At 61.7% G+C, this 21705-nt stretch carries 18 protein-coding genes; 16 read left to right on the top strand and 2 right to left on the bottom strand.

What is annotated here, in order from left to right; genetic code table 11:
- Positions 1-113: 113 nt before the first annotated feature.
- From KZO83_RS08720 to KZO83_RS08700, 5 genes are all read left to right on the top strand, one after another.
- Positions 114-2465 (top strand): FdhF/YdeP family oxidoreductase, encoded by a 2352-nt coding sequence (locus KZO83_RS08720; RefSeq protein ID WP_247620494.1) that lies wholly within the window; start codon positions 114-116, stop codon positions 2463-2465.
- Between the two features lie 52 nt (positions 2466-2517).
- Positions 2518-2787 carry a DksA/TraR family C4-type zinc finger protein gene (locus KZO83_RS08715; RefSeq protein ID WP_247620493.1) on the top strand — a complete coding sequence of 90 codons (270 nt, stop codon included), beginning with the start codon at positions 2518-2520 and terminating at the stop codon, positions 2785-2787.
- Positions 2788-3029: 242 nt separating this feature from the next.
- Entirely contained in the window at positions 3030-4919 is a 1890-nt protein-coding gene (pabB, locus tag KZO83_RS08710) for an aminodeoxychorismate synthase component I (protein WP_247620492.1), read from the top strand.
- On the top strand, positions 4903-5523 hold the full coding sequence (locus KZO83_RS08705; protein WP_178999864.1) for an anthranilate synthase component II: 621 nt from the start codon (positions 4903-4905) through the stop codon (positions 5521-5523). Before pabB ends, KZO83_RS08705 begins: the two co-directional genes overlap by 17 nt.
- A 25-nt stretch (positions 5524-5548) precedes the next feature.
- The gene (locus KZO83_RS08700) at positions 5549-6484 is read left to right on the top strand and encodes a diiron oxygenase (RefSeq protein WP_247620491.1); all 936 of its coding nucleotides are present in this window, start codon (positions 5549-5551) and stop codon (positions 6482-6484) included.
- 81 nt (positions 6485-6565) lie between these two features.
- Here KZO83_RS08700 and KZO83_RS08695 read toward each other — a convergent pair whose 3' ends face one another.
- Both KZO83_RS08695 and KZO83_RS08690 read right to left on the bottom strand, forming a co-directional pair.
- A complete protein-coding gene (locus tag KZO83_RS08695; RefSeq protein WP_247620490.1) occupies positions 6566-8296 on the bottom strand; it encodes an NADPH-dependent assimilatory sulfite reductase hemoprotein subunit in 1731 nt (576 codons plus the stop codon).
- Positions 8297-8306: 10 nt separating this feature from the next.
- Positions 8307-10097: an assimilatory sulfite reductase (NADPH) flavoprotein subunit gene (locus KZO83_RS08690; protein WP_247620489.1), complete on the bottom strand. Its 1791-nt coding sequence runs from the start codon at positions 10095-10097 to the stop codon at positions 8307-8309.
- Between the two features lie 226 nt (positions 10098-10323).
- On the opposite strand from KZO83_RS08690, the gene KZO83_RS08685 reads away from it, so the two are divergent.
- The 11 genes from KZO83_RS08685 (at position 10324) to KZO83_RS08635 (ending at position 21679) form a co-directional block, all read left to right on the top strand.
- Positions 10324-11034 carry a dienelactone hydrolase family protein gene (locus KZO83_RS08685; RefSeq protein ID WP_247620488.1) on the top strand — a complete coding sequence of 237 codons (711 nt, stop codon included), beginning with the start codon at positions 10324-10326 and terminating at the stop codon, positions 11032-11034.
- A 92-nt stretch (positions 11035-11126) separates the two neighbouring features.
- Positions 11127-11810 (top strand): glutathione S-transferase family protein, encoded by a 684-nt coding sequence (locus KZO83_RS08680; RefSeq protein ID WP_247620487.1) that lies wholly within the window; start codon positions 11127-11129, stop codon positions 11808-11810.
- A gap of 382 nt (positions 11811-12192) precedes the next feature.
- Positions 12193-13110, top strand: coding sequence for an ABC transporter substrate-binding protein (locus KZO83_RS08675; RefSeq protein ID WP_247620486.1), 918 nt, complete (start codon positions 12193-12195; stop codon positions 13108-13110).
- A gap of 44 nt (positions 13111-13154) precedes the next feature.
- Positions 13155-14195, top strand: a complete 1041-nt coding sequence (locus tag KZO83_RS08670) for a FecCD family ABC transporter permease (RefSeq protein ID WP_247620485.1) — start codon at positions 13155-13157, stop codon at positions 14193-14195.
- A gap of 49 nt (positions 14196-14244) precedes the next feature.
- Complete coding sequence (locus tag KZO83_RS08665) at positions 14245-15327, top strand: FecCD family ABC transporter permease (RefSeq protein ID WP_247620484.1); 1083 nt, start codon at positions 14245-14247, stop codon at positions 15325-15327.
- Positions 15324-16181 carry an ABC transporter ATP-binding protein gene (locus tag KZO83_RS08660; protein WP_247620483.1) on the top strand — a complete coding sequence of 286 codons (858 nt, stop codon included), beginning with the start codon at positions 15324-15326 and terminating at the stop codon, positions 16179-16181. Before KZO83_RS08665 ends, KZO83_RS08660 begins: the two co-directional genes overlap by 4 nt.
- 98 nt (positions 16182-16279) lie before the next feature.
- Positions 16280-16900: a flavin reductase family protein gene (locus KZO83_RS08655; RefSeq protein WP_178999854.1), complete on the top strand. Its 621-nt coding sequence runs from the start codon at positions 16280-16282 to the stop codon at positions 16898-16900.
- Positions 16901-17180: 280 nt separating this feature from the next.
- Positions 17181-18116, top strand: a complete 936-nt coding sequence (locus KZO83_RS08650) for a 4-hydroxyproline epimerase (protein ID WP_247620482.1) — start codon at positions 17181-17183, stop codon at positions 18114-18116.
- A 94-nt stretch (positions 18117-18210) separates the two neighbouring features.
- Positions 18211-19158, top strand: a complete 948-nt coding sequence (locus tag KZO83_RS08645; protein WP_247620481.1) for a dihydrodipicolinate synthase family protein — start codon at positions 18211-18213, stop codon at positions 19156-19158.
- 212 nt (positions 19159-19370) lie between these two features.
- Positions 19371-20042, top strand: a complete 672-nt coding sequence (locus KZO83_RS08640) for a GntR family transcriptional regulator (RefSeq protein WP_178999851.1) — start codon at positions 19371-19373, stop codon at positions 20040-20042.
- A gap of 314 nt (positions 20043-20356) precedes the next feature.
- Positions 20357-21679: an NAD(P)/FAD-dependent oxidoreductase gene (locus tag KZO83_RS08635; protein ID WP_247620480.1), complete on the top strand. Its 1323-nt coding sequence runs from the start codon at positions 20357-20359 to the stop codon at positions 21677-21679.
- Positions 21680-21705 lie beyond the last annotated feature (26 nt).

The raw sequence follows: 21705 nt of genomic DNA, 5'->3' as shown, positions 1-21705 counted from the left end.
CAAGATCGTTTTTTCGTTGCCATACTCGCTAGTCACATACTTACTAGCCACCATACGATGAGTTCGCGACGTATCGTATTCTTCGTAGGTGGGTGACCGCAGGAGGAGTCAGCATGGCACGTTCGCTCACGGATGATGCAGTACACGGCCAGCAAAGTGCGCACGATGCCCCGGGTGGAGGCTGGCAATCGATCCAAGCCACCGAGACGCACTTTCTGCGCGAGAAAGTGCCCTTCAAGGGCAATTCCTTGATGCTGAAGATCAATCAACCCAAGGGCGGATTCGAATGCCCAAGCTGTGCCTGGCCCAATCCTGAAAAGCCCGGCCCGGCGGAATTCTGCGAGAACGGCGCCAAGGCAGTGGCGTGGGAAGCTACGGCGGCACGCACCACCCCGGAGTTCTTCGCCAAACACACGCTGAGCGAACTTCTTGACTGGTCGGATCACGCGCTCGAGAAGCAAGGCCGGTTGACGCATCCCATGCGCTACAACGCCACCACCGACAAATACGATCCCATCGACTGGGACACAGCCTTTCGCGAGATCGGCGAGCGCCTCAAAACCTACGATCCTCAGAAAGTCGAGCTTTATACGTCGGGGCGCACCTCCAACGAAGCGGCGTTTCTGTGGCAGCTATTCGGTCGCATGCTCGGCACGCACAATTTTCCCGATTGTTCCAACATGTGTCACGAGACGACCACCGTGGCGCTCCCCCAGAGCATCGGTGTGGGCAAGGCCACCACCACGCTGGAAGACTTCGAGCATGCCGATGCAATCTTCCTCTTCGGTCAGAACGCCGGCACCAACAGCCCGCGCATGATGGGCCTGCTCCATGAGGCGCGCCAGCGAGGGGCGGAAGTCATCACCTTCAACCCATTGCGCGAGCGAGCGCTGGTCAAGTTCGCCAACCCGCAGACGCCACGCGATATGCTGACCAACCGCGGTGTACCGATCAGCAGCCAATATCATCAACTGCGTATCGGTGGGGATATCGCTGCGATTCAGGGCATGTGCAAGCGTATTCTGGAGGCCGACGATCAAGCACGCCAAGACGGGCGTCGGGGCGTGATCGATCACGACTTCATCAGTATGCATACCGCCGGTTTCGATGACTTCGCTGCGCATTGCCGAGCGCTGTCCTGGGAACGTCTCGAACGGCATAGTGGCCTCGAGCGCGCGGCCATGGAGGACGCCGCCGCGGCATGGATGCGTGCCGAGCGCGTTATATGCTGCTGGGGCATGGGCATTACCCAGCACATACGCGGTGGCGACAACGTCCACCAGATTCTCAATCTGCTGTTGATGGGCGGTCATATCGGTCGCCGGGGGGCCGGCGCCTGCCCGGTACGCGGCCACTCCAACGTCCAGGGCGATCGCACCGTGGGGATCTTTCACAAATCCGGCGAGGCGTTCCTGTCGAAGCTGGACGAGGTCTTCGGCATCGACTGCCGTCGCGAGCACGGCCACGACGTCGCGCTATGCTGCGAGGCCATCCTGCGCGACGAGGTCGACGCCTTTCTCGGCATGGGCGGCAACTTCTTCCGTGCGATTTCGGATCAGGCGCGCGTCGCCGCACGCGTCAAACATATTCCGTTGACCGTGCAGATCGCCACCAAGCTCAATCGAAGCCACCTGCTTCACGGCAAGGCCGCTTACTTGCTGCCGCCTTTGGCGCGTACCGAGAAAGATGTCCAGGCCGGGGTCGAACAAACCATCACCATCGAGGACGGCATGTGCAACGTGCAGGCCTCGACCGGCGCACTGGAGCCGGCCTCACCGCATTTACGTTCGGAGATCGCCATCGTCGCCGGGCTAGCGCGGGCCACGCTCCCCCCCAACCCCAAGGTCGATTGGGAGTGGTTATGCGAGGATTACGCACGCATTCGCGACAAGATCGAAGCCACACAGCCCGAGACGTTTCGCGACTACAACCGCCGGCTCGACGCCGAAGGCGTGTTTCATCTCGATATCGCCGCGCGTGACCGTCTCTGGCACACCGATTCGGGCAAGGCTAATTTCCTGTTCCCCGGCGACATGCTCACCGAGGACGACTCTGACCCCGACGATACGCACTTCCAACTGCTCTCGATCCGCGGCCACGACCAGTACAACACCACCGTATATTCATACGATGATCGCTATCGTGACATTTATGGCACCCGCAGCGTGGTGATGATGAATCCCGCGGACATGGAGAAACACGGCTTCGAGGCGGGACATCGCGTCACGTTGACCGCCGTCAGCGACGATGGCATCGAACGCCAGGTATCCGGTTTCAAGCTCATCGCCTATGATTTACCCGAGAACTGCCTGGGCGCGTACTACCCGGAAGTGAACGACCTGATTCCAGTCACCAACCGGGACCGCCAAAGCAATACCATCGCCGGCAAGTCGATACCGGTCACCTTATCGCTGATGTCGAGCGAAGAAGTCGAGAGCGCCACGGGAATGCTCGCCACGAGTTGAGCGCCCATGAGCCCAACCGCAGGCACGGCATGCCACATGCCGAGGAGATGACATGGCAGGAGGATGGTCGAAGGACGGTGCCGTACAGGAGCAGATCGATAGCACCGTCGAGGACGCTATACAACGCTCGCGCCATCGGCTACCCAGCGGCGAGAGCCTAAGCCACTGCGAGGAATGCGGCGATCTTATCCCCCAAGCGCGGCGCGATGCCGTACCTGGGGTACGCCTGTGCATTGCTTGCCAGAGCGAGCGTGACCGGCATGAACGCCTTGATGCCAGCGGCTACAACCGCCGGGGCAGCAAGGATAGCCAGCTACGCTGAGCCGTTCCGCCGTCGGTGAATCGCATTGCGACCGACGGCGGGATGAGCGTTTTCATCGGCACGCGGTAGTTTCCTGCCACGTACTGTGCAGATTTATCACTCTATTTTTAATCTTTATTTTAAACGCACAATAACCTCTTTGCATTAAATGCATTACATAATAATACCAATATAATCACCATTGACACAAACTCCTGCGCACTCTTAAATAAACATATAATTAATACTAGGGAGCATGGGTGATGCGCAGCCTAAACAAACAACAAACAGACAATGTCTTCATATTGCTCGAGAATACCCGTTGCTCAAGCGATCACCGCGCTTCGTTGTTGTTCGAAAATCCAGAATACGAAGTGATCTGTTACCGCAACGATGCATTGCAGGGCGCATTGCGCGAGCTCGATGAGTTGCGTGAGCAAGGTTATTACGTCTGCGGCTATCTCGCCTACGAAGCGGGTTACGCGCTTGCCGACAAGCCTGATTTCAAGTTCTGCAAACGCACTAAGAGCGATGCCCCACTCGTGCACTTCTATGCGTTTCGCGATGTGCGCCGTTTGTCGCAGCACCAAGCCAGCCGACTTCTCGAAGAGCGCACGCCCGACACGACACCCGCGGCCATTCGCCACTTAGCGCTCAACGCGCGACGCGAAGAGTATCTCGATAATATCGAAAAAATAAAATCCTATATTCGAGAAGGCGATACTTATCAAGTCAACTACACACTAAAATATCGCTTCGAATATCAAGGCGCGCCCGTCGCCCTGTACCGCAAGCTCCGTAGTCGCCAGAAAGTCGAGTTCGGTGGACTGCTCAACTTCCCGGAGTATGCGGTGCTGTCGTTATCGCCGGAACTCTTCCTGCGTAAACAAGGCACGGCGCTGGAATCCAAGCCCATGAAGGGCACTTTCCCACGCGGCACATCGGCCGAAGCGGATGCCGAGATTCTCGATTCGATGCGTCACGACACGAAGACACGCTCCGAGAACGTAATGATCGTCGATTTGCTGCGTAACGATGTCAGCCGCGTCGCCTCGCCGGGCTCCGTGGCGGTCAAGAACCTGTTCGAGATACAGACCTTCGAGACGCTACATCAGATGATTTCCACCGTGACCGGCAAGATCGACACCAACGCCAGGATCGAGCACGTATTCCGCGAGCTATTCCCCTGCGGCTCGATCACCGGCGCCCCCAAGATACGCACGATGCAGGTCATCGAAGAGCTGGAGCGCGAGCCGCGCGGCGTCTATACCGGCGCGATCGGCTACCTGACGCCGCACAACGATTTCTGTTTCAACGTGCCCATCCGTACCTGCGTCGCGCATGCCGACGGCCATGCGGAGATGGGGATTGGCGGCGGCGTGCTTCATGAGTCCGACCCTGGGGCCGAATACGAGGAATGCCTGCTCAAGGCGCGATTCCTGAGTGGGCTCAATCAGGACCTTCAACTCATAGAGACCATGCGTTACCGAGCGGATGGCGCCCATATCGAGCACCTTGAGAAACACCTGCAACGGCTGTCACACGCGGCACGCGATCTACACTTCGTCTATGCGGCCGCCAGCGTCCGCCTGGCTCTTGCCGAGGCCATCGACGGGCTCGATCAAGACACACGGGTGCGCCTTTCCCTGGCCCACGACGGCCAGTTCGATATCACCACCACGGCGCTGGAGCCCGATGACGAAGCGCCATCTGCGGCGCGGCTGGGCATCAGCGCCCATCCCATCGACCAGCACGCCTTCTTGCTGCAGTACAAGACCACCGCACGCGATATCTACGATAGCGAATATCGACGACACCAGGCTCAAGGCGACTACGACGTAGCCTTTCTCAACCACGAAGGCCGGGTCACCGAGGCCAGTCGCCATAACCTGTTCATCGAGAAGGACGGCTTGCTGCTGACGCCGCCGCTCGACGAAGGCGTACTGCCCGGCATCGCCCGTGAAACGCTCATCGAAGCGAGTTGCGAGCGCTGTTGCGAACGCCCGATCACGCCGCGGGATCTACTCGACGCCGACGCCATATGGCTGACCAACGCTGTGCGTGGCGTCATACCGGTCACGCTCAGCGATCAGGCCATACAAACCCTTACCGCCTGGGCGGGCCAGGAGGCTACCTATGCTGTGTCTCATTGATAACTACGATTCGTTCACCTACAACATCGTGTCCTACCTCAACCAACTGGGCATCCAGCCCTGGATCGTCAAGAACGACGCGATGACGCTTGACCAATTGGCGAGCCACGAGATCGAGGGCATCTTGATCTCGCCGGGACCCTGCACGCCATCGCAGTCCGGCATTACGCTCGAGGTCATCAAGGCCTACGCGGGCAAGGTCCCGATTCTGGGCATCTGCCTGGGTCACGAAGCGATCGCCGAGGCCTTCGGTGGGTATATAGAGCACGCTCGCGAGGTCATGCACGGCAAGGTATCGCACGTTCACCACGACGGACGTGGCGTTTTCACCGGCGTCAGCCAACCGGTGCGCGTGACGCGCTACCACTCGCTGATCGTCACCCGCCAGCGCATGCCCGCCGATTTCGAGATCAGCGCTTGGACCTGTGACGCACAGGGTAATATCGAGGACGTCATGGGCATCCGGCATCGCGACCTGGACATCGAAGGCGTGCAGTTTCATCCCGAGTCCATCCTCACCGAGCATGGCCACCTCATGCTGGCGAACTTTCTTCGCAGGCTCGATCAACATCGCCCATCGCTAGGAAAAGCGGCCGGCTTCTAGGTAGATATTTCAGGGAACGATCCATATGTACACCGGTACCGACAGTCCCACGACAGCACATGAAAGCGAGATACTCGCGCGCCTCACCGAGAGCTGGAATCAGCGCGTCGCGGTGCGCAAGGCACGGCTCGACCTTAATGACTATTACGACACCACGGCGCCGGACTTCCCACCGTCGATGGTGCCCTTCTGGGACGACCCGCGTTTCCAGGCCATCGACGAAACGGACAAGCGCCGTGTGCTCGCCGGCGCCTGGATCAACTACAACGAGAAGACGATCTTCGTCGAAGACAAGGTCATCAATCCCATGTGCTCGTTGCTGCTGCGGGATGCCCTGCCCGGCGTCGGCGATAGCGTAACCAAAAAGGCCATCGCCCAGACCCAGGTGGACGAGCAGTTCCACATTCTGATGTGCTTGGAGGTCTGCGACTGCGCGCGCCGGCAGCACCAGCTACATGACTTGCACATCCCCACGCCTCTGCTCGAGCAGCGCATGGAGACAGCGCTTTCCAAGGCGGACAACGAGCGCGAGTTCGCCCTGATCCGCATGGCCTATGCCACCGTGGCCGAGATGACCATCAACGTGTTCTTGAAACGTCTCTCGCAGGACCGCAGCATCCAGCCACTCAACCGTCTGAATACCGAGCTTCACCGGCAGGACGAAGCCTCGCATGCTGCCATTTTCGGCGAGATCGCCCGCGCCGTTTACGAGCGTCTCGGTGCCGGACAGCAAGCCATCTTTCGTGCTCACTTGATGCGCGCCATCGACGACTTCGTCGAACTCGACGTGGGCTTCTGGAGGGCCATTCTCGACTATCTGGCGATCCCCGAACGCGAGGGCATCTTGCAAGACATGGCCGCGAAGAGCCGCACGAAACGCTCGCTTCGCGATTACAGCGCGCTGGCCAAACTGTTGCGGCAGATCGGCATTCACGAGGGATCGAGCTTCGTTTTCCAATAACACGACATCGCGCGACCGGACGCAACGCCTTGGCGCCCCATCCAGGCGCCAAGGAGAGTTAAAGCAAGATTAGGCGCAGACTCAGCGCACGTGGAATTCGCGCCCGGCCAGGGTCGGCGCGATTACCCCTGCGCGCACCACGAAGTCGCCGAAGGCCTCGCCCGCCTCGCGCTCGGCGGCGTAGCGCTGAATCAGCGGCGTGAGCTCCTCGAGAATGGTCGCCTCGTCGATGTTCTCGCGGTAGAGCTTATTGAGGCGCTCGCCAGCGAAGCCGCCCCCCAAGTAAAGGTTGTAGCGTCCCAACGTCTTGCCCACGAAGCCGATTTCCGCCAGATAGGGCCGCGCACAACCGTTGGGGCACCCCGTCATACGCACGATGATGGCATCGTCACCCAGGCCCACGTCATGCATGATCGCCTCGAGCCGGTCGATGAGTGACGGCAGATAACGTTCGCTTTCGGCCATCGCCAAACCACAAGTGGGGAATGCCACGCAGGCCATCGCATGACGGCGCAGCGGCGTCGTCTCGAACGTCATCGCGTAATCCGCCAGCAACGTATCGATGGCCTCGCGGCGCGCCTCGGGCACCTGGGTGATGATCAGGTTCTGGTTGGTGGTCAACACGATATCGCCATCGTGCGCCTTGGCGATCTCGCGCATGCCCGTCAGTAGCTGAGCGCCCTCGTCGACATCCGCCAGGCGGCCGTTCTGAACGAACAGGCCGTAATGCCAAAGGCCGTCTTCCCCCTGATACCAACCCAGCCGGTCGCCGTTGTGGGTGAGCGGCAATTCAAGCGCCGACGCCAGCGACTCGCCCAGGTACTCCTCGACCCGCTCGCGGAATCCTTCAACACCCAGGGCCTCGACGGTATATTTGAGGCGCGCCTGCTTGCGATCGTGGCGATTGCCGTTATCACGCTGCACGAGCATGATCGCCTCCGACACGGCGGCCACGCGATCCGGCGTACAGTAGCCGACGATGTCGGAAAGCCGCGGGAAGGTCGCGGTCTCACCGTGCGTCATGCCCATACCGCCACCGATGCAAACATTGAAACCCTTGAGCTCGCCCGCCTGCACGTCGGCGATGAAGCCGACATCGTGGGCGAACACATCGACATCGTTCTCGGGCGGAATCGCCAGCGCGACCTTGAACTTGCGCGGCAGATAGTGCCGCGTATAGAGCGGCTCGACCTCGTCATCGGTTTCTTGAGGCCCCCCCGCTACGCGCTCCTCACCGAGGAAGATCTCGTGATAGGCCCGAGTGCTCGGCAACAGACGAGTGCTGATCTCGTGCGCGAGGTCGTAGACCTGACGGTGCACCGGCGAGCGGTGCGGGTTGGCACTGCAGATCACGTTGCGATTGACGTCGCCACAGGCGGCGATGGTGTCCATCATCGCCTTGTCCAGCGCCTGCAAGTGGCCGCGCAGATTCTCCTTGAACACCCCGTGATACTGAAAGGTCTGGCGCGTAGTGATACGCAGCGTGCCATTGGCATAGCGCCTGGCGTTGTCATCCAGCGTCAGCCACTGCTCGGGCGACACTCGCCCGCCGGGTAAGCGCAGGCGCACCATGAACGAATACAGCGGCTCCAGCTTGCGATGGCGACGGTCGTCGCGCACATCACGATCATCCTGCTGATAAAAACCGTGAAACTTGGTCAACTGGGTGTCCGCTTCATTGACCGCGCCGGTGGCCCGGTCGGCCAAGCTCTCCTCCAGGGTGCCATAAAGATAGTGGCTCTCGACCTTGAGCCGTTCGTTGGGGTGCAGCTCGTCGAGCGACACGTCACGCATCTTGGCGATGATATCCATGTCGGTCTCCTCAGTAGACGTCGCGCTGATAGCGCTTTTGCTGCTGCAGGTCACGCAGGTACTCGGCAGCGGCTTCCTCATCGTATTCACCCTGCTCGCGAATCACATCGAGCAAGGCCTGGTGGACGTCCGGCGCCATGCGCTCGGCGTCGCCGCACACGAAGACATAAGCCCCGGCCTGCAGCCAATCATAGAGGGTGGCAGCCTGTTCGCGCAGGCGATCCTGCACATAAACCTTGTCTTGTTGATCGCGAGAGAACGCCACGTCCAATCGCGACAGAAGCCCTGTCTTGCGCCATTGCAGCCATTCGGCCTGATACAGGAAGTCGCTTCGCCGCCGCCGGTCGCCGAAGAACAGCCAGTTGTCACCGCTCGCGCCACGCGCTTCGCGCTCCTGGAGAAAGGCCCTGAACGGTGCCACGCCGGTGCCGGGACCGATCATCACGATGGGTGCCGCGTCATCATCGGGTAGCTTGAAGTGCTTGTTGTGATCGATGTAAATCGGCACTGAATCGCCGGGCTGCACGCGATCGGCGAGGTAGGTCGTGGCCACGCCGCCGCGCGCGCGACCATGGGTTTCATAGCGCACTACGGCTACCGTGAGATGCACCTCGTCGGGGGCCGCGGCCTGACTCGAGGCAATCGAGTACAGGCGCGGCGGCAACTTGCGCAGCGCACGAATGAAGGTATCCGCCTCCAATCCTTCGACCGGAAAATGCTCCAGCACATCGATGATATGCCGCCCTTGCAGCCATTCGCGCAATTCATCCCGCGACTCTTCGTCGAGCAGGCGGCGCAGCTCGGCATCGTCGCTGATCTCGGCCCAATGATTGAGGAAGGGACGCGTCAGCGTGGTGACCTCGAAATCGTTGAGCAGGGCATCGCGCAACTGGCGCCCTTCCTCGAAGGGGGCCTCGCCATCCAAACGTAAGGCGGCCAGCAATTCATCGACATAAACAGGATCGTTCTGCGGCACGATACCCACGGCGTCGCCGGGGTTATATTCCAGACCCGACTCCTCCAGGGACAACTCGACATGCAGCGTCTGCTTGTCGGAATCTTGAGTGTTGAGCGGCTGCGACTCCAGCACCTCCGCCTGAAAGGGATGTGAACGCGAGTAAGTCGCGGCCACGCCGCCGGGCGCATCGGATGCCGGGCCCGGTGCGGCACTCCCCGAGAGCGCTACGAAGGCCTCGAGCGTCGCGTCGATCCATTGGGTGGCAGCCTCTTCGTAGTCGACATCGGCGTCGACTCGCGCACACAGGCGCTGCGCGCCCAGAGCTTCGAGCCGCGAATCGAGCACCTTGCCGGACTCACAGAAATATTCGTAGCTGGCATCGCCCAGCCCAAAGACAGCAAAGCGATGGTCGTCACTCAAACGTGGTGCCTTGCGCCCCGCTAGCAGCTCGTAAAAACCCAAGGCACTATCCGGCGGGTCACCGTCACCCTGAGTGCTGACCACCGCCATCAGTCGGGTGGCCTGCTTGAGGTCTTGCTTGCCAAAGGACGCCATATCCTTCAGCTCGACGTCGAGCCCCCAGGCGCGCGCGCGCTCGGCCGCTTGCTCGGCCACACCCTCGGCATTGCCGGTTTGGCTGCCGAACAGCACGGTCAGCGGTTCACCCGGCGTCGAGGCCGGCGACTCGGCGGCCGCCGGCGCATCATGCGCATCCAGGCCGGCCAGATATCCCTGCAGCCAAGCACGTTGCCGGGCGTCGAGATCGGCCAGCGCGTCATTGAGCCGCCGCGCCTGATCGGCGCTGAGGGGGCTGTTCGATTCGGACAAGCGTCCTTGCGACATTGGGCCTCTCATCGTTGCGTAAATGCTCGAAAAACGAAGACCTCTAGACTAGCAAGTCTAAAAAGAATGAAAAATTCTAAAAAGCGATCCTCATATTCCTTACAGGATTAAAAGGCCCAGTCACTCGACTGGACCATCGTTCGCCTGCAAACCTCCTAGCCTTCATGGTGTCAGCTCTCTAGACTAGATCCATATCGTGAACGCTTCACCCATCCAAGGAGACACCATGAGCGACGCCACCGTCACCCCCCAATGGATCGATATCACATCCCACGACGGCCAGTCCTTCAGGGGGTACCTCGCTCTGCCACCTGCTGGCAAGGGCCCCGGCATCGTCTTGATTCAAGAGATCTTCGGCGTCAATGCCCATATCCGCAGCGTCGCCGAGCAGTACGCACAGGACGGTTACGTGGTCCTCGCCCCGGATGTCTTCTGGCGTCAGGAACCGGGCGTGGAGCTCGCCTACGAAGGCGCCGACATGGACAAGGCCTTCAAGCTCGTCGGGGACATCGACTTCACGGTGGCCGTCAAGGATCTCGCCAGCACCACCCAGGCCTTGCGCCAGCGTGCCGAATGCGAAGGCGACGTCACTGCCATCGGCTACTGCATGGGCGGCATACTCGCCTATCTGGCCGCCATCGAGTCGGGCGTCGACCGCGCGGCAAGTTTCTATCCGGGCGGCATCCACAAGCATCTGGACAAAGCGTCGCGCCTCAACGTGCCGGTGCAGTTCCATTTCGCCGGTAACGACGGGCATATTCCCGCCGAGACCATCGACCAAGTCCGCACTACCTTCGCCGATCGCGACGACGTCACGATCAACGTCTACGACGGTGCCGATCACGGCTTCAACTGCTGGGCCCGCAGTGCCTACCATCGCCACGCTGCGGCACTCTCCCACGGCCGCACCCTGGTCTTCCTCGAAGGCCAGGACTGACCTCGACGAAGCCCACGAGCCCGAGAAACCCTCGCTTGGGGGTTTCTCGTCAACAATGAACGGACGCCCCGGCGTTTCCCATGGAGTCACGCATGTCATATCGCCTCTTTATCGCCAATAAAAACTACTCGTCCTGGTCCATGCGCCCGTGGGTGGCCCTCAAAGCGCTCGATATTCCTTTCGAGGAAGAACTCACTCCTTTCAAAGGAGCCGGGCCGCAAACCGACTTCATGTCGTTTTCGCCCACCGCCAAGGTGCCGTGCCTGCATGGGGGCGACGACGTGGTATGGGACTCGTTGGCGATCATCGAATATGTTGCCGAAGCCCATCCGGACCTCTGGCCTCGGTCACGCGATGCCCGGGCCTGGGCACGTTGCGCCACCGCCGAAATGCATTCCGGCTTCCCAGCCTTGCGTGACGAATGCTCCATGAACTGCTCGTTGCGGATTGAACTGGGCACGCCGAGCGAGGGCTTGAAAAAGGACCTCGCTCGACTGGATGCCCTGTGGTGCGAAGGCCTGAAACGCTTCGGCGGCCCGTGGCTCGCCGGTGAACGCTTTACGGCCGTCGATGCTTTCTTCGCCCCGGTGGCCGTACGCGTCCAGGGCTATGACCTGCCGCTCGCAGAGACGGCACTCGCCTATGCGCATCGTTTGCTCGAGCATCCCAGCGTCGCTGAATGGGTATCGCAAGGCATCGCCGAGCCATGGATCGACGAGCCTCATGAGCAGGATTGCCGTCGCGGTCGGCGCGTCCTTGCAGACCGCCGCGCCTAATCACCACGTTCTCGCACCGCTCACCGAGTGGTGCGGCCTCTCTCAGAGATTCGGTGATCGACGAACGCTTTGTTTCATCATCTAGAACACTTACCTCATCGCCATCACTTCGGATACGCCTACTTCGCTCTTTCCACCCCCAGAATATTTATTTAAAAACAATAAGTTAATAAATAAAAAACCACCCCAAACGTTATCTCATGTAACACGAAGCCCAGGGAGGCCATGTCGCTCGGCCTGGCGATACGGCCCGAGAAGCGACCGACAACTCATGAGATGGCTTCTCATTTACATTTGTTCTCGTTTACTATTCCACGTGCTCGAGCACAGGGTTCGTGTCTCCGGGATCGATCAGCACGGCAATCACCATCAGGAGCCTCTCATGACATCGCTACGACACCTTTGCATGGCGACGGCCGGTATCGCCGCGCTTTCCGCGACGCTTCCAGCCGACGCCAGGTCCCTGGAGACCGCCTACGGTACGGTGGAGGTCGCCGACGATCCCGCGCGTGTCGTCACGCTCTATACCAACGCGCTGGATACCGCGCTGACGGCGGGCGTGAAGCCGCTGGGCGCGGTCGCTACCCGAGGCGGCGACGGCGTCGCGCGTTACCTCACCGAGAAGGCCGGGGATATCGATATCGTCGGCACGCCGCGTGAGACCAACATCGAAGCGGTAGCGGCGCTCATGCCAGATGTCATTCTGGCTTCGCCGCGACTGCCCGAGACTCAGTACGATCTGCTGTCGCACATCGCACCGACCGTAGTACCGGATGTCGAACCCTATCAAATGGATAGCTGGGAAAATGAGGCACGGATCTATGGCGAGGCACTCGGGCGCCGCGACACCATCGATGACGCTATCGCCGAGGTCAATGCCAAGGCCGAGACGTTGAGCGAACGTCAGAACGGCTCTCCGAGCGCCAGCTTGATTCGCTGGATGCCGCAAGGCGCGCTCGTGATGGCACCGCAAATCTTCTCCAACACACTCCTCACCAAAAGCGGTTTTGCGGTCGACGACGGCGGCACCGTCAAGGAGGGACGCCCGCACAGCGATCCGCTGAGTCTCGAGAATCTCTCACGGATCGATAACGACTGGTTGTTCCTGGCCACGCTGAACGCCGAAGGTGACGAGGCTTACGAGGCAGCCAAGCAATCGCCGGCCTTCGAGCGTCTCGATGTCGTCCAGCGCGATCAGGTGGTCACCGTCGACGGCCAATTGTGGACCAGTGCTACCGGGCCGATGGCGGCAAAGGCAATACTCGATGACCTCGCCTCCGCCATGGATGCGGCCCAATGATTGCGTCCACGGATGCTTAAGCACTTGATGATGACGATGCCCTCATGCGTGTCCTGACTCATTACCTGTCATTCGGTAAGCCACGCTCATTGATCGGCCTGTGGCTTGGCTTGAGCGGACTGCTCATCGCCATTGCACTGTTGAGCTTGCTGTACGGGGCCGGTGATGTCGGCCCTTCACGCGCTTGGCAGGCACTGCAGGACTTAGGTGCCGCCGCTTCATACGATAGCGAGGCCCGTTTCGTGATCGCCGAGCTACGCGCGCCCCGGCTGTGGATCGGCCTGGTGGTGGGCGTCGCACTCGGCGTTGCGGGGGCGTTGCTCCAGGCCGTGACGCGCAACCCGCTGGCGGAACCCGGGCTGCTGGGCGTCAGCGCAGGGGCTGCCTTCGCCGTGACGTTGGCGATCCTGTGGGGCGCCGATACCGCCACGCTACGCGTCTCGGTCGCCCAACTCGGCGCCCTGGGCGGGTGTCTCTGCGTACTTGCCGCCGCGCGCCTGCAAGGCATCGGCAACGACCCTGTCCGCCTCATCCTGGCCGGGGCCATCCTGTCGGGCTTGTTGCATTCGCTGTCGTCGCTGATCCTGCTCTACGATCAACACACGGCAGACGAAATTCGCTTCTGGGTGGTGGGCAGCCTCGCTGGCCGCCAACTCGACGACCTGGTGCCACTATTCCCCAGCCTGGGAGTGGCCGCATTGCTGACCATCCTCCTCGCACGCCCACTGGCAGCACTGGCGCTCGGTGAGCACGTCGCCATCGGGCTCGGGCATCATCCCCGCGTTGTGCGTCTGCTGGTGATCGTGGTCGTCGCCCTACTGGTGGGTGGCGCCACCGCCGCGGCCGGGCCCATCGCCTTCGTGGGGCTGGTGGTGCCCTTCGCCGCACGCGCACTGGCCGGCCCCGATATTCGGCGCACGCTATGGCTGTGCTTGCCACTGGGTCCTATCGTCGTCGTCAGTGCAGACATCGTCTCGCGGCTCGTGGTGCCGCCTTCCGAACTCCCGCTGGGCGTGCTCACGGCGCTGATTGGCGCGCCCGTGCTGATCGGCGTGGTGCGTGGCCGCCGGCTGCCGACGCTCTAGGCCATTTATGCCCGACTCCGTATCCACGACACCTTCCATGGGACACGCCATGACGTCCCCCGTCGACGCCCCGAACGCGGTACGCCAGGACAAGTACTATCTCGCGTTGCCGTTGGGCCAGCGCCCCCCGCTGCGCGTGATCGTCGACAAGCGCAACCTGCTCGCCAATCTGCTGCTGTTAGGGCTCCTGATACTGCTGGCAGGCGTCTCGCTGAATACCGGCAGCGCCGCGTCGCTATCGCTGCCGGCGACACTTCGCGCCTTGTTCGGAGCGGGCAGCCCACTCGACACCTTCGTGATTCAAGAATTGCGCTTGCCTCGCATCGTTGCCGGCGTCGTCACCGGTGGCGCCTTTGCGCTGGCCGGTTGCCTGATGCAGACCGTCGCGCGCAACCGCCTGGCCACGCCAGGGATCGTCGGCCTCGACAACGGCGCCACCGCTTTCGCCGTGGCCTCCGTGGTGGGCGCCGGCATCAGCCTGGCCCCGCCGGCGATGGCCTTGACCGGCGCCGCCGTCGCCGCGGCGCTCACCTTCGGCTTGACGGGCCGCATCGGCGTGCGCGGGTATCGCTTCCTGGTCGCCGGCATCGGTGTCGGGGCCGTCTTTGGCGCCCTCACCCAGCTCATGCTGACGCGCGTCTCCATCGACGCCGCCAATGCGGCCTACCCGTGGACGGTGGGCAGTCTCAACGCCCGCCCCGATCACGCGGTGCTGAGCCTGTCGCTGGCCCTGCTGCCTGCCTTGCTGGCTGGCATATGGCTGACCCGCTCGCTCACCGTATTGCGACTTTCCGACGCCGTCGCCATCAGTTTGGGCATCGCGGCGGGACGCTGCCGGATGGTCGCCCTGAGCGTCGCGGTGATTCTCACCGGGCTGGCCGTGGCAGTGGCGGGACCGGTGGGCATGGTGGCACTGATCGGCCCGGAGTTCGCGCGTCAGCTCAGCGCCAAGAACACGGTACCCGTGGTCGGCGCAACCCTCGCCGGGGCGGTGGTCATGGTCGCCGCCGACCTGCTTGGGCGCGTGATACTCGCCCCCATCGAAGTACCGGTGGGCATCGTCACTGCCTTGATCGGCAGCCCACTACTGCTGTGGATACTCTTGAACCCCAACGCCAGGACCGCGCCATGACACACGACGCCCCAGCCTGCGAGCGTGACGCTACTCAGCCCGACATCGCACCGGATATGACGACTCAGGGCTTGTCGCTGGCGTACGGCTCGGTCGCGGTCATCGAGGATCTCGACCTGCAACTACCCGCTGGCCAGGTCACGGCCATCGTTGGCCCCAATGGCTGCGGCAAGTCGACACTGCTGGCCGGGCTGTCGCGGCTGCTCAAACCCCGGGGCGGCACGGTGCTGCTCAACGGCACGGACATCCGGCACCAGCCGACCCGCCAACTGGCCAAGCGGCTGGCACTATTGCCGCAGCAGCCGCATGCCCCCGAGGCGTTGACCGTCGCCGAACTGGTACGCTTCGGGCGTCATCCGCATCAAAGCTGGCTACGCCAGTGGTCCGCAGACGACAAGGCCTGCGTCGACGAAGCGCTCGAGCTAACGGGGCTGACGACGCTTGCCGAGCGCCCGGTAGACGCGCTTTCCGGGGGCCAGCGCCAACGCACGTGGATCGCCATGGCCATCGCCCAGCAGACCGCAACGCTGCTGCTCGACGAACCCACCTCGGCGCTCGACCTCGGCCATCAGGTCGAAGTCTATGAGCTCATCCAATCACTCGCCGCCTCGGGCAAGACCATCGTCATGGTCATCCACGACCTGGTCAGCGCATGTCGCTACGCCGACCACCTGATTGCCATGTACCAAGGCCACGTCATCGCCGAGGGACTGCCCAGCCAAACGGTCACCCCTGAGCTGGTCAAGCGGCTGTATGGCGTCGATTGCACACTGATGACCGACCCCGCCACTGGTGCCCCGCTGCTCACCAATGTACGCCGCACACGCGACGTCCTCGACGGCAGCGCGACCTAAGCGTCTGGTCATGCCGATCACATTGCCGCCCCTATCGCCGGCACCCGTCTCTGGCTACCATCCACGCATTGATCCAGGAAACAACATAGGGAAGCACCATGCGTGATGGATTTCACTTCTACGAGCCGCACCAGGGCCACGGCCTGCCACACGACCCATTCAACGCCATCGTCGGGCCACGTCCGATCGGCTGGGTCTCCTCTCAGGATCGCGACGGCCACCTGAACCTGGCCCCTTATAGCTTCTTCAACGCTTTCAACTACACGCCGCCGATCGTGGGGTTCTCCAGCATCGGCTACAAGGACAGCGTGCGTAATATCGCCGCCACCGGCGAGTTCTGCTGGCACTTGGCGACTCGCCCGCTCGCCGAGCAGATGAATGCAAGCTGCGCGGCCGTCGCGCCCGAGGTCGATGAGTTCGCACTGGCCGGTCTGACGCCGCGCACCTCCCAGGTCATCGAGGTACCGCATGTCGCCGAAGCGCGCGTCGCATTCGAGTGTCGGCTGAGTCAGCTGATTCAGCTCCACTCCGCCGCCGGTGAGTCGCTCGAGACCTGGCTGGTGCTCGGCGAAGTCGTCGGTGTGCACATCGACCAGTCACTGCTATATGACGGCGTCTATCAGACCGCCGAGGCGCACCCCATTCTACGCGGCGGCGGCCCGGCCGATTATTTCGAAATCAGCGCCGAGCAAAACTTCAAGATGCACCGGCCAGGCTAACCACACGCACTGAGGTAACAGCCTGGGGCTCGCTCACGGCATCAGCCCTGGCGCAGACAACACTGTCACTTTCCTTCTAGCTTCCCTTCCTTCCCACTTTCGCCGGCGCACGCGATGTCTTATCCACCGACGCGGCGCCGGCTCAAGCAAGCGTTAACGTATGCCCCGGCATGAACCCATGTCGTACCCCTCTTGGATAATTGTCGCCGGACAAAGCTTCACAAAGCCTCTTGAAGATTGTATAAAATATAAAACCTAACAAGATCGAACGAAGGTGCTTATGAAACGGGTGCACGTCATCGACTCCCACACCGCGGGAGAGCCGACACGATTGGTCATGGAAGGCATGCCGACGCTTTCCGGTCGCACCATCGCCGAGAAATGCGATGACTTCCGCGACAATCACGACGCATGGCGACGAGCCATCATGCTGGAACCGCGTGGGCATGACGTGCTGGTCGGCGCGTTGTACTGCGCCCCCGAGTCCAGTGATGCTAGTTGCGGGGTCATCTTCTTCAACAACAGCGGTTATCTGGGCATGTGCGGCCACGGCACCATCGGGCTAGTGGCGTCGCTACATCACCTGGGACGCATGACGCCGGGCTGCCACAAGATCGATACGCCAGCGGGCCCCATCAGCGCCACGCTTCACGACGACGGCGCCGTGACCGTGCGCAATGTCCCCTCCTACCGTCATCGCCGCCAGGTCCCCGTGGAGGTGCCGGGATACGGCACCGTACACGGCGACATCGCCTGGGGCGGCAACTGGTTCTTCCTGGTCAGCGATCACGGCATGGCCATCGAACTCGATAACGTCGAGGGGCTCACCGACTACACCTGGGCCATTCGTCAGGCACTGGAAGCCCAATCGATCACCGGGGGAAACGGCGGTGTCATCGACCACATCGAACTCTTCTGCGACGACCGCGAGGCTGACAGCCGAAATTTCGTGCTGTGTCCCGGCAAGGCCTATGACCGCTCGCCCTGCGGCACCGGCACCAGCGCCAAACTCGCCTGCCTCGCCGCCGACGGCAAGTTGGCGCCGAGGCAGAGCTGGGTCCAGGCGAGCATCTGCGGCGGCCAGTTCGAGGCCACCTACGAATGGGAGGGCGAGCGCATTCGTCCTTCGATCAAGGGGCGCGCCTATCTCAGCGCCGACGCCACTCTACTAATCGACGAACACGACCCGTTCGCCTGGGGGATCACGCGTCAGTGATCTCTTTGTTCTCGACGATTCAGCGCCGGGCATTACGGCGATGCCGCTGCGCTGAGCCACCTGCATGCAATAGACCAACCTTCGAGGTACAACGATGAACGATGCCATCTTTACCGGTTGCATTCCCGCACTGATGACACCTTGCACCGCCGACCGCCAGCCGGATTTCGACGCCTTGGTTGCCAAGGGCCGTGAACTGATCGAACTGGGGATGAGCGGCGTGGTGTACTGCGGTTCCATGGGCGACTGGCCTCTTCTAAGCGAAGCGCAGCGTCAGGAAGGCGTCGCACGGCTGGTCGAAGCGGGCATCCCGACCATCGTCGGCACCGGTGCGGTCAACTCCAAGGAAGCCGTCTCTCATGCAGCGCATGCGGCCAAGGTCGGCGCGCATGGACTGATGGCCATTCCCCGCGTGCTGTCTCGCGGTACGTCCGCCACCGCGCAGAAGGCTCACTTCTCGGCCATTCTCGACGCCGCGCCCAATTTGCCGGCGGTGATCTACAACAGTCCGCACTACGGCTTCGCCACCCGTGCCGACCTATTCTTCGCGCTTCGCGCCCAACACTCGAACTTGATCGGCTTCAAGGAGTTCGGCGGCGCCGATGACCTGCGTTACGCGGCGGAACACATCACCTCACAGGATGATGACGTCACCCTGATGGTCGGCGTTGACACCACCGTCTACCACGGCTTCGTCAACTGCGGTGCGACCGGTGCCATCACCGGTATCGGTAACGCTCTGCCCCGCGAAGTGTTGCACCTCGTCGCACTCAGCAAGAAAGCGGCCAAGGGAGACGTCGTCGCACGCCGCCGGGCCAAGGAGCTCGAAGAAGCGCTCGGCGTGTTGTCCTCTTTCGACGAAGGCGCCGATTTGGTGCTTTATTACAAGCACTTGATGGTCCTCAACGGCGAAAACGAGTACGCGCTGCATTTCAACGAAAGCGACGTGCTTAGCGACGCCCAGCGTCATTACATTGAAGCCCAGTACGACCTGTTCCGTACTTGGTACGCGCAATGGTCCGCCGCCCTCGACGACGCCTAAACGAGACACCTCACATCTTGGCATTGTAGGTGTCACTTCACTGCCATGCCGGGAGGTCTACGATGACCAGCCTCCCGGCTGCCTTTCCTGATTCATCAAGCCGAGCACTCTCGCATGTCGCTGTCTGAACACGGTGTCCCATGCCTTCATCTTGGACATTCATTGCAGTTTGTATACAGTATGCGAATTCCAACCTTCGGCAGGGACTGGCCATGGCGACTTACAAGACACGAGCGCAATTCGTCGCGGACGATCTACGCGGGCGTATCCTGGGTGGGGAATTCAAAGGCGGTACCCAGTTGCGTCAGGATGCCTTGGCCAATGACTACGATGTCAGTCGCATCCCCGTCCGTGAGGCCTTGCTGACACTGGAGTCCGAGGGTCTGGTCGAATTTCACGCTCACCGGGGGGCTTTCACCACCGAGCTTTCCGTGGCCAAGATCCGCGAACTGTTCGACCTTCGCGTTTTGCTCGAGACCTACGTGCTGCGCCACGCCATCAATGGCCTTACCGACACAGACCTGAAAAAGGCCGAAGACATCCTCCTCAAGTACGACCAGGCGCTGAATTCCGGCGGCGACATCGATAACTGGAGCGAGTACAACTTCGCCTTCCATCAGGCGCTTTACGCCCCGGCCAACCTACCTGAAACCCTCTCCCTGATCAGCCAATTGAACACCAAGTCGGATCGCTATATTCGCATGCAGTTGGTCTACACCCAGGAAATCGAGAAAGCCGAGCAGGAACATCACGGCCTTCTCGAACTAGCCCGTCAGGGCGATGCCGATCAGGCCTGTGAGTTGTTGAAGACGCATATTCAAGAAGCCTGCGAAGGCATCGTCGCGCTGCTGGAAGAGCGCGCTAAACAGCCCGAAACATCATGATCGGCGCCTCATAAACCGGCTCTTGCCCATCAAGCGCAAGCGTTTCTCTTCAACACTATCCAACCACCCCGCGTCGGACCTTCGGCCATCATTCGAGCCAGCGCCGGCGTGTCGATACCTCCCTTTTTGCGCGCCCGGAGTGCCCATCCTAGGCGTTGAGGGAGTCCCATCTCTCGCTGCCATCCACCACCAATAGCGTCATCCACGAGACACGTCTCGACTTTGGTCAAATGCCGTCTTGAAGCTGGCAACGACATATCTTATATTTTATACAATCGACAAATACAAAATGATCTGTCAGTTGAGGAACCCCTATGGGCTCATATGACCAAGCCTCCCAAGACGACGCTAACCATGCCGACGTCACCGTTATCGGTGCCGGTGTGGTTGGTATCGCAAGTGCTCTCGCCCTGAGCCGGAAGGGCTTGAAAGTGCTGGTGGTGGACAAGCAGGCACCCGGCATGGGGGCGTCCTTCGGCAATGCGGGACACATGGCCACCGAGCAAGTCTTTCCGCTCGCCGACGCATCTATTCTCAAACGTCTGCCTCGCATGCTGATGGACCCTACGGGGCCACTGCGCCTGGACTGGCGCTACCTTCCCAAGGCACTGCCTTGGTTCACTCGACTGTTGCTGAATCTACGCCAAGCGCCCTACCAGAACAGCGTGAGCGGGCTCCGCGCGCTCAACGAGGTAAGCCTCAGTGCCTGGTGTCGCCTGCTTGAGTCGGTCGATGGTACCCACCTGCTCAAGCAAGATGGCTCCTTCATGGTCTACGAGCAGGAAGGCTCCCGCGCCGACCTGGAGGCATTGCAATCCTGCATGGCAACACAGGGCGTGCCGGTCGAATCCTGGTCGGGAAACGCCATCCGCGATGTGGCGCCGCAACTGTCCGAGTCGATTCGCGGTGGCCTGTTCTTCCCTTCGACCGGTCACGTCGTCGACCCGCTCGCGGTCGTCCAGCGCCTGGTGGCCACCGCCAAGGCCGAGGGCGTCAAATTCTGCCAAGACGACGTCGTCTCCGGCCACGTCCACGCTCATGGCGTCACGCTCGAGACGGCCGGCCCTGGGCGGCTCCACGGCCGCCAGGTATTGGTGGCCTGCGGCGCGCACTCGGCGCCGCTCACCGCCCACCTCACCGGGAAGCGAGTACCGCTGGATACCGAGCGCGGTTACCACCTGATGCTTCCCGGCGAGCAGTCGCGTCTACCCATGGCGGTCACGTCGCTGGAGCGTCGTTTCATCATGACGCCGATGTCAGAAGGTCTGCGCCTAGCGGGCACCGTCGAATTCGCGGGCCTCGAGCGACCGCCCAACATGGAAAGGGCCTGGCAGCTGCATCGCTTGAGCCAGGGTCTTTTCAAGACGTCTCTCGATGCCTCCGAGGCAACACCCTGGATGGGCTTTCGCCCCTCGCTGCCCGATTCGCTACCCGTCATCGATAGCGCGAAAGACGGCAGGGTGCTGCTGGCGTTCGGACATCACCATCTGGGACTTACCCAGGCGGCGGTGACGGCCGAACTTATAGCCGGGCTGGCCATGCAAGGAGCGACGAAGGCCGACGCATCCCGACGCGCTCCCCCTGCGACCGACCAAGCACTTCCCGAGTTGACCCCCTATCGGCTCGATCGCTTCTAAACGCAATCCCCTCAATTCAGACAACA

Origin of the sequence: Chromohalobacter moromii (genome assembly GCF_023091865.1) — a bacterium.
Classification (GTDB): Bacteria; Pseudomonadota; Gammaproteobacteria; order Pseudomonadales; family Halomonadaceae; genus Chromohalobacter; species Chromohalobacter moromii.
The sequence above is the reverse complement of the archived record's forward strand: the minus strand, read 5'-3'. Positions and strand labels throughout refer to the sequence as shown.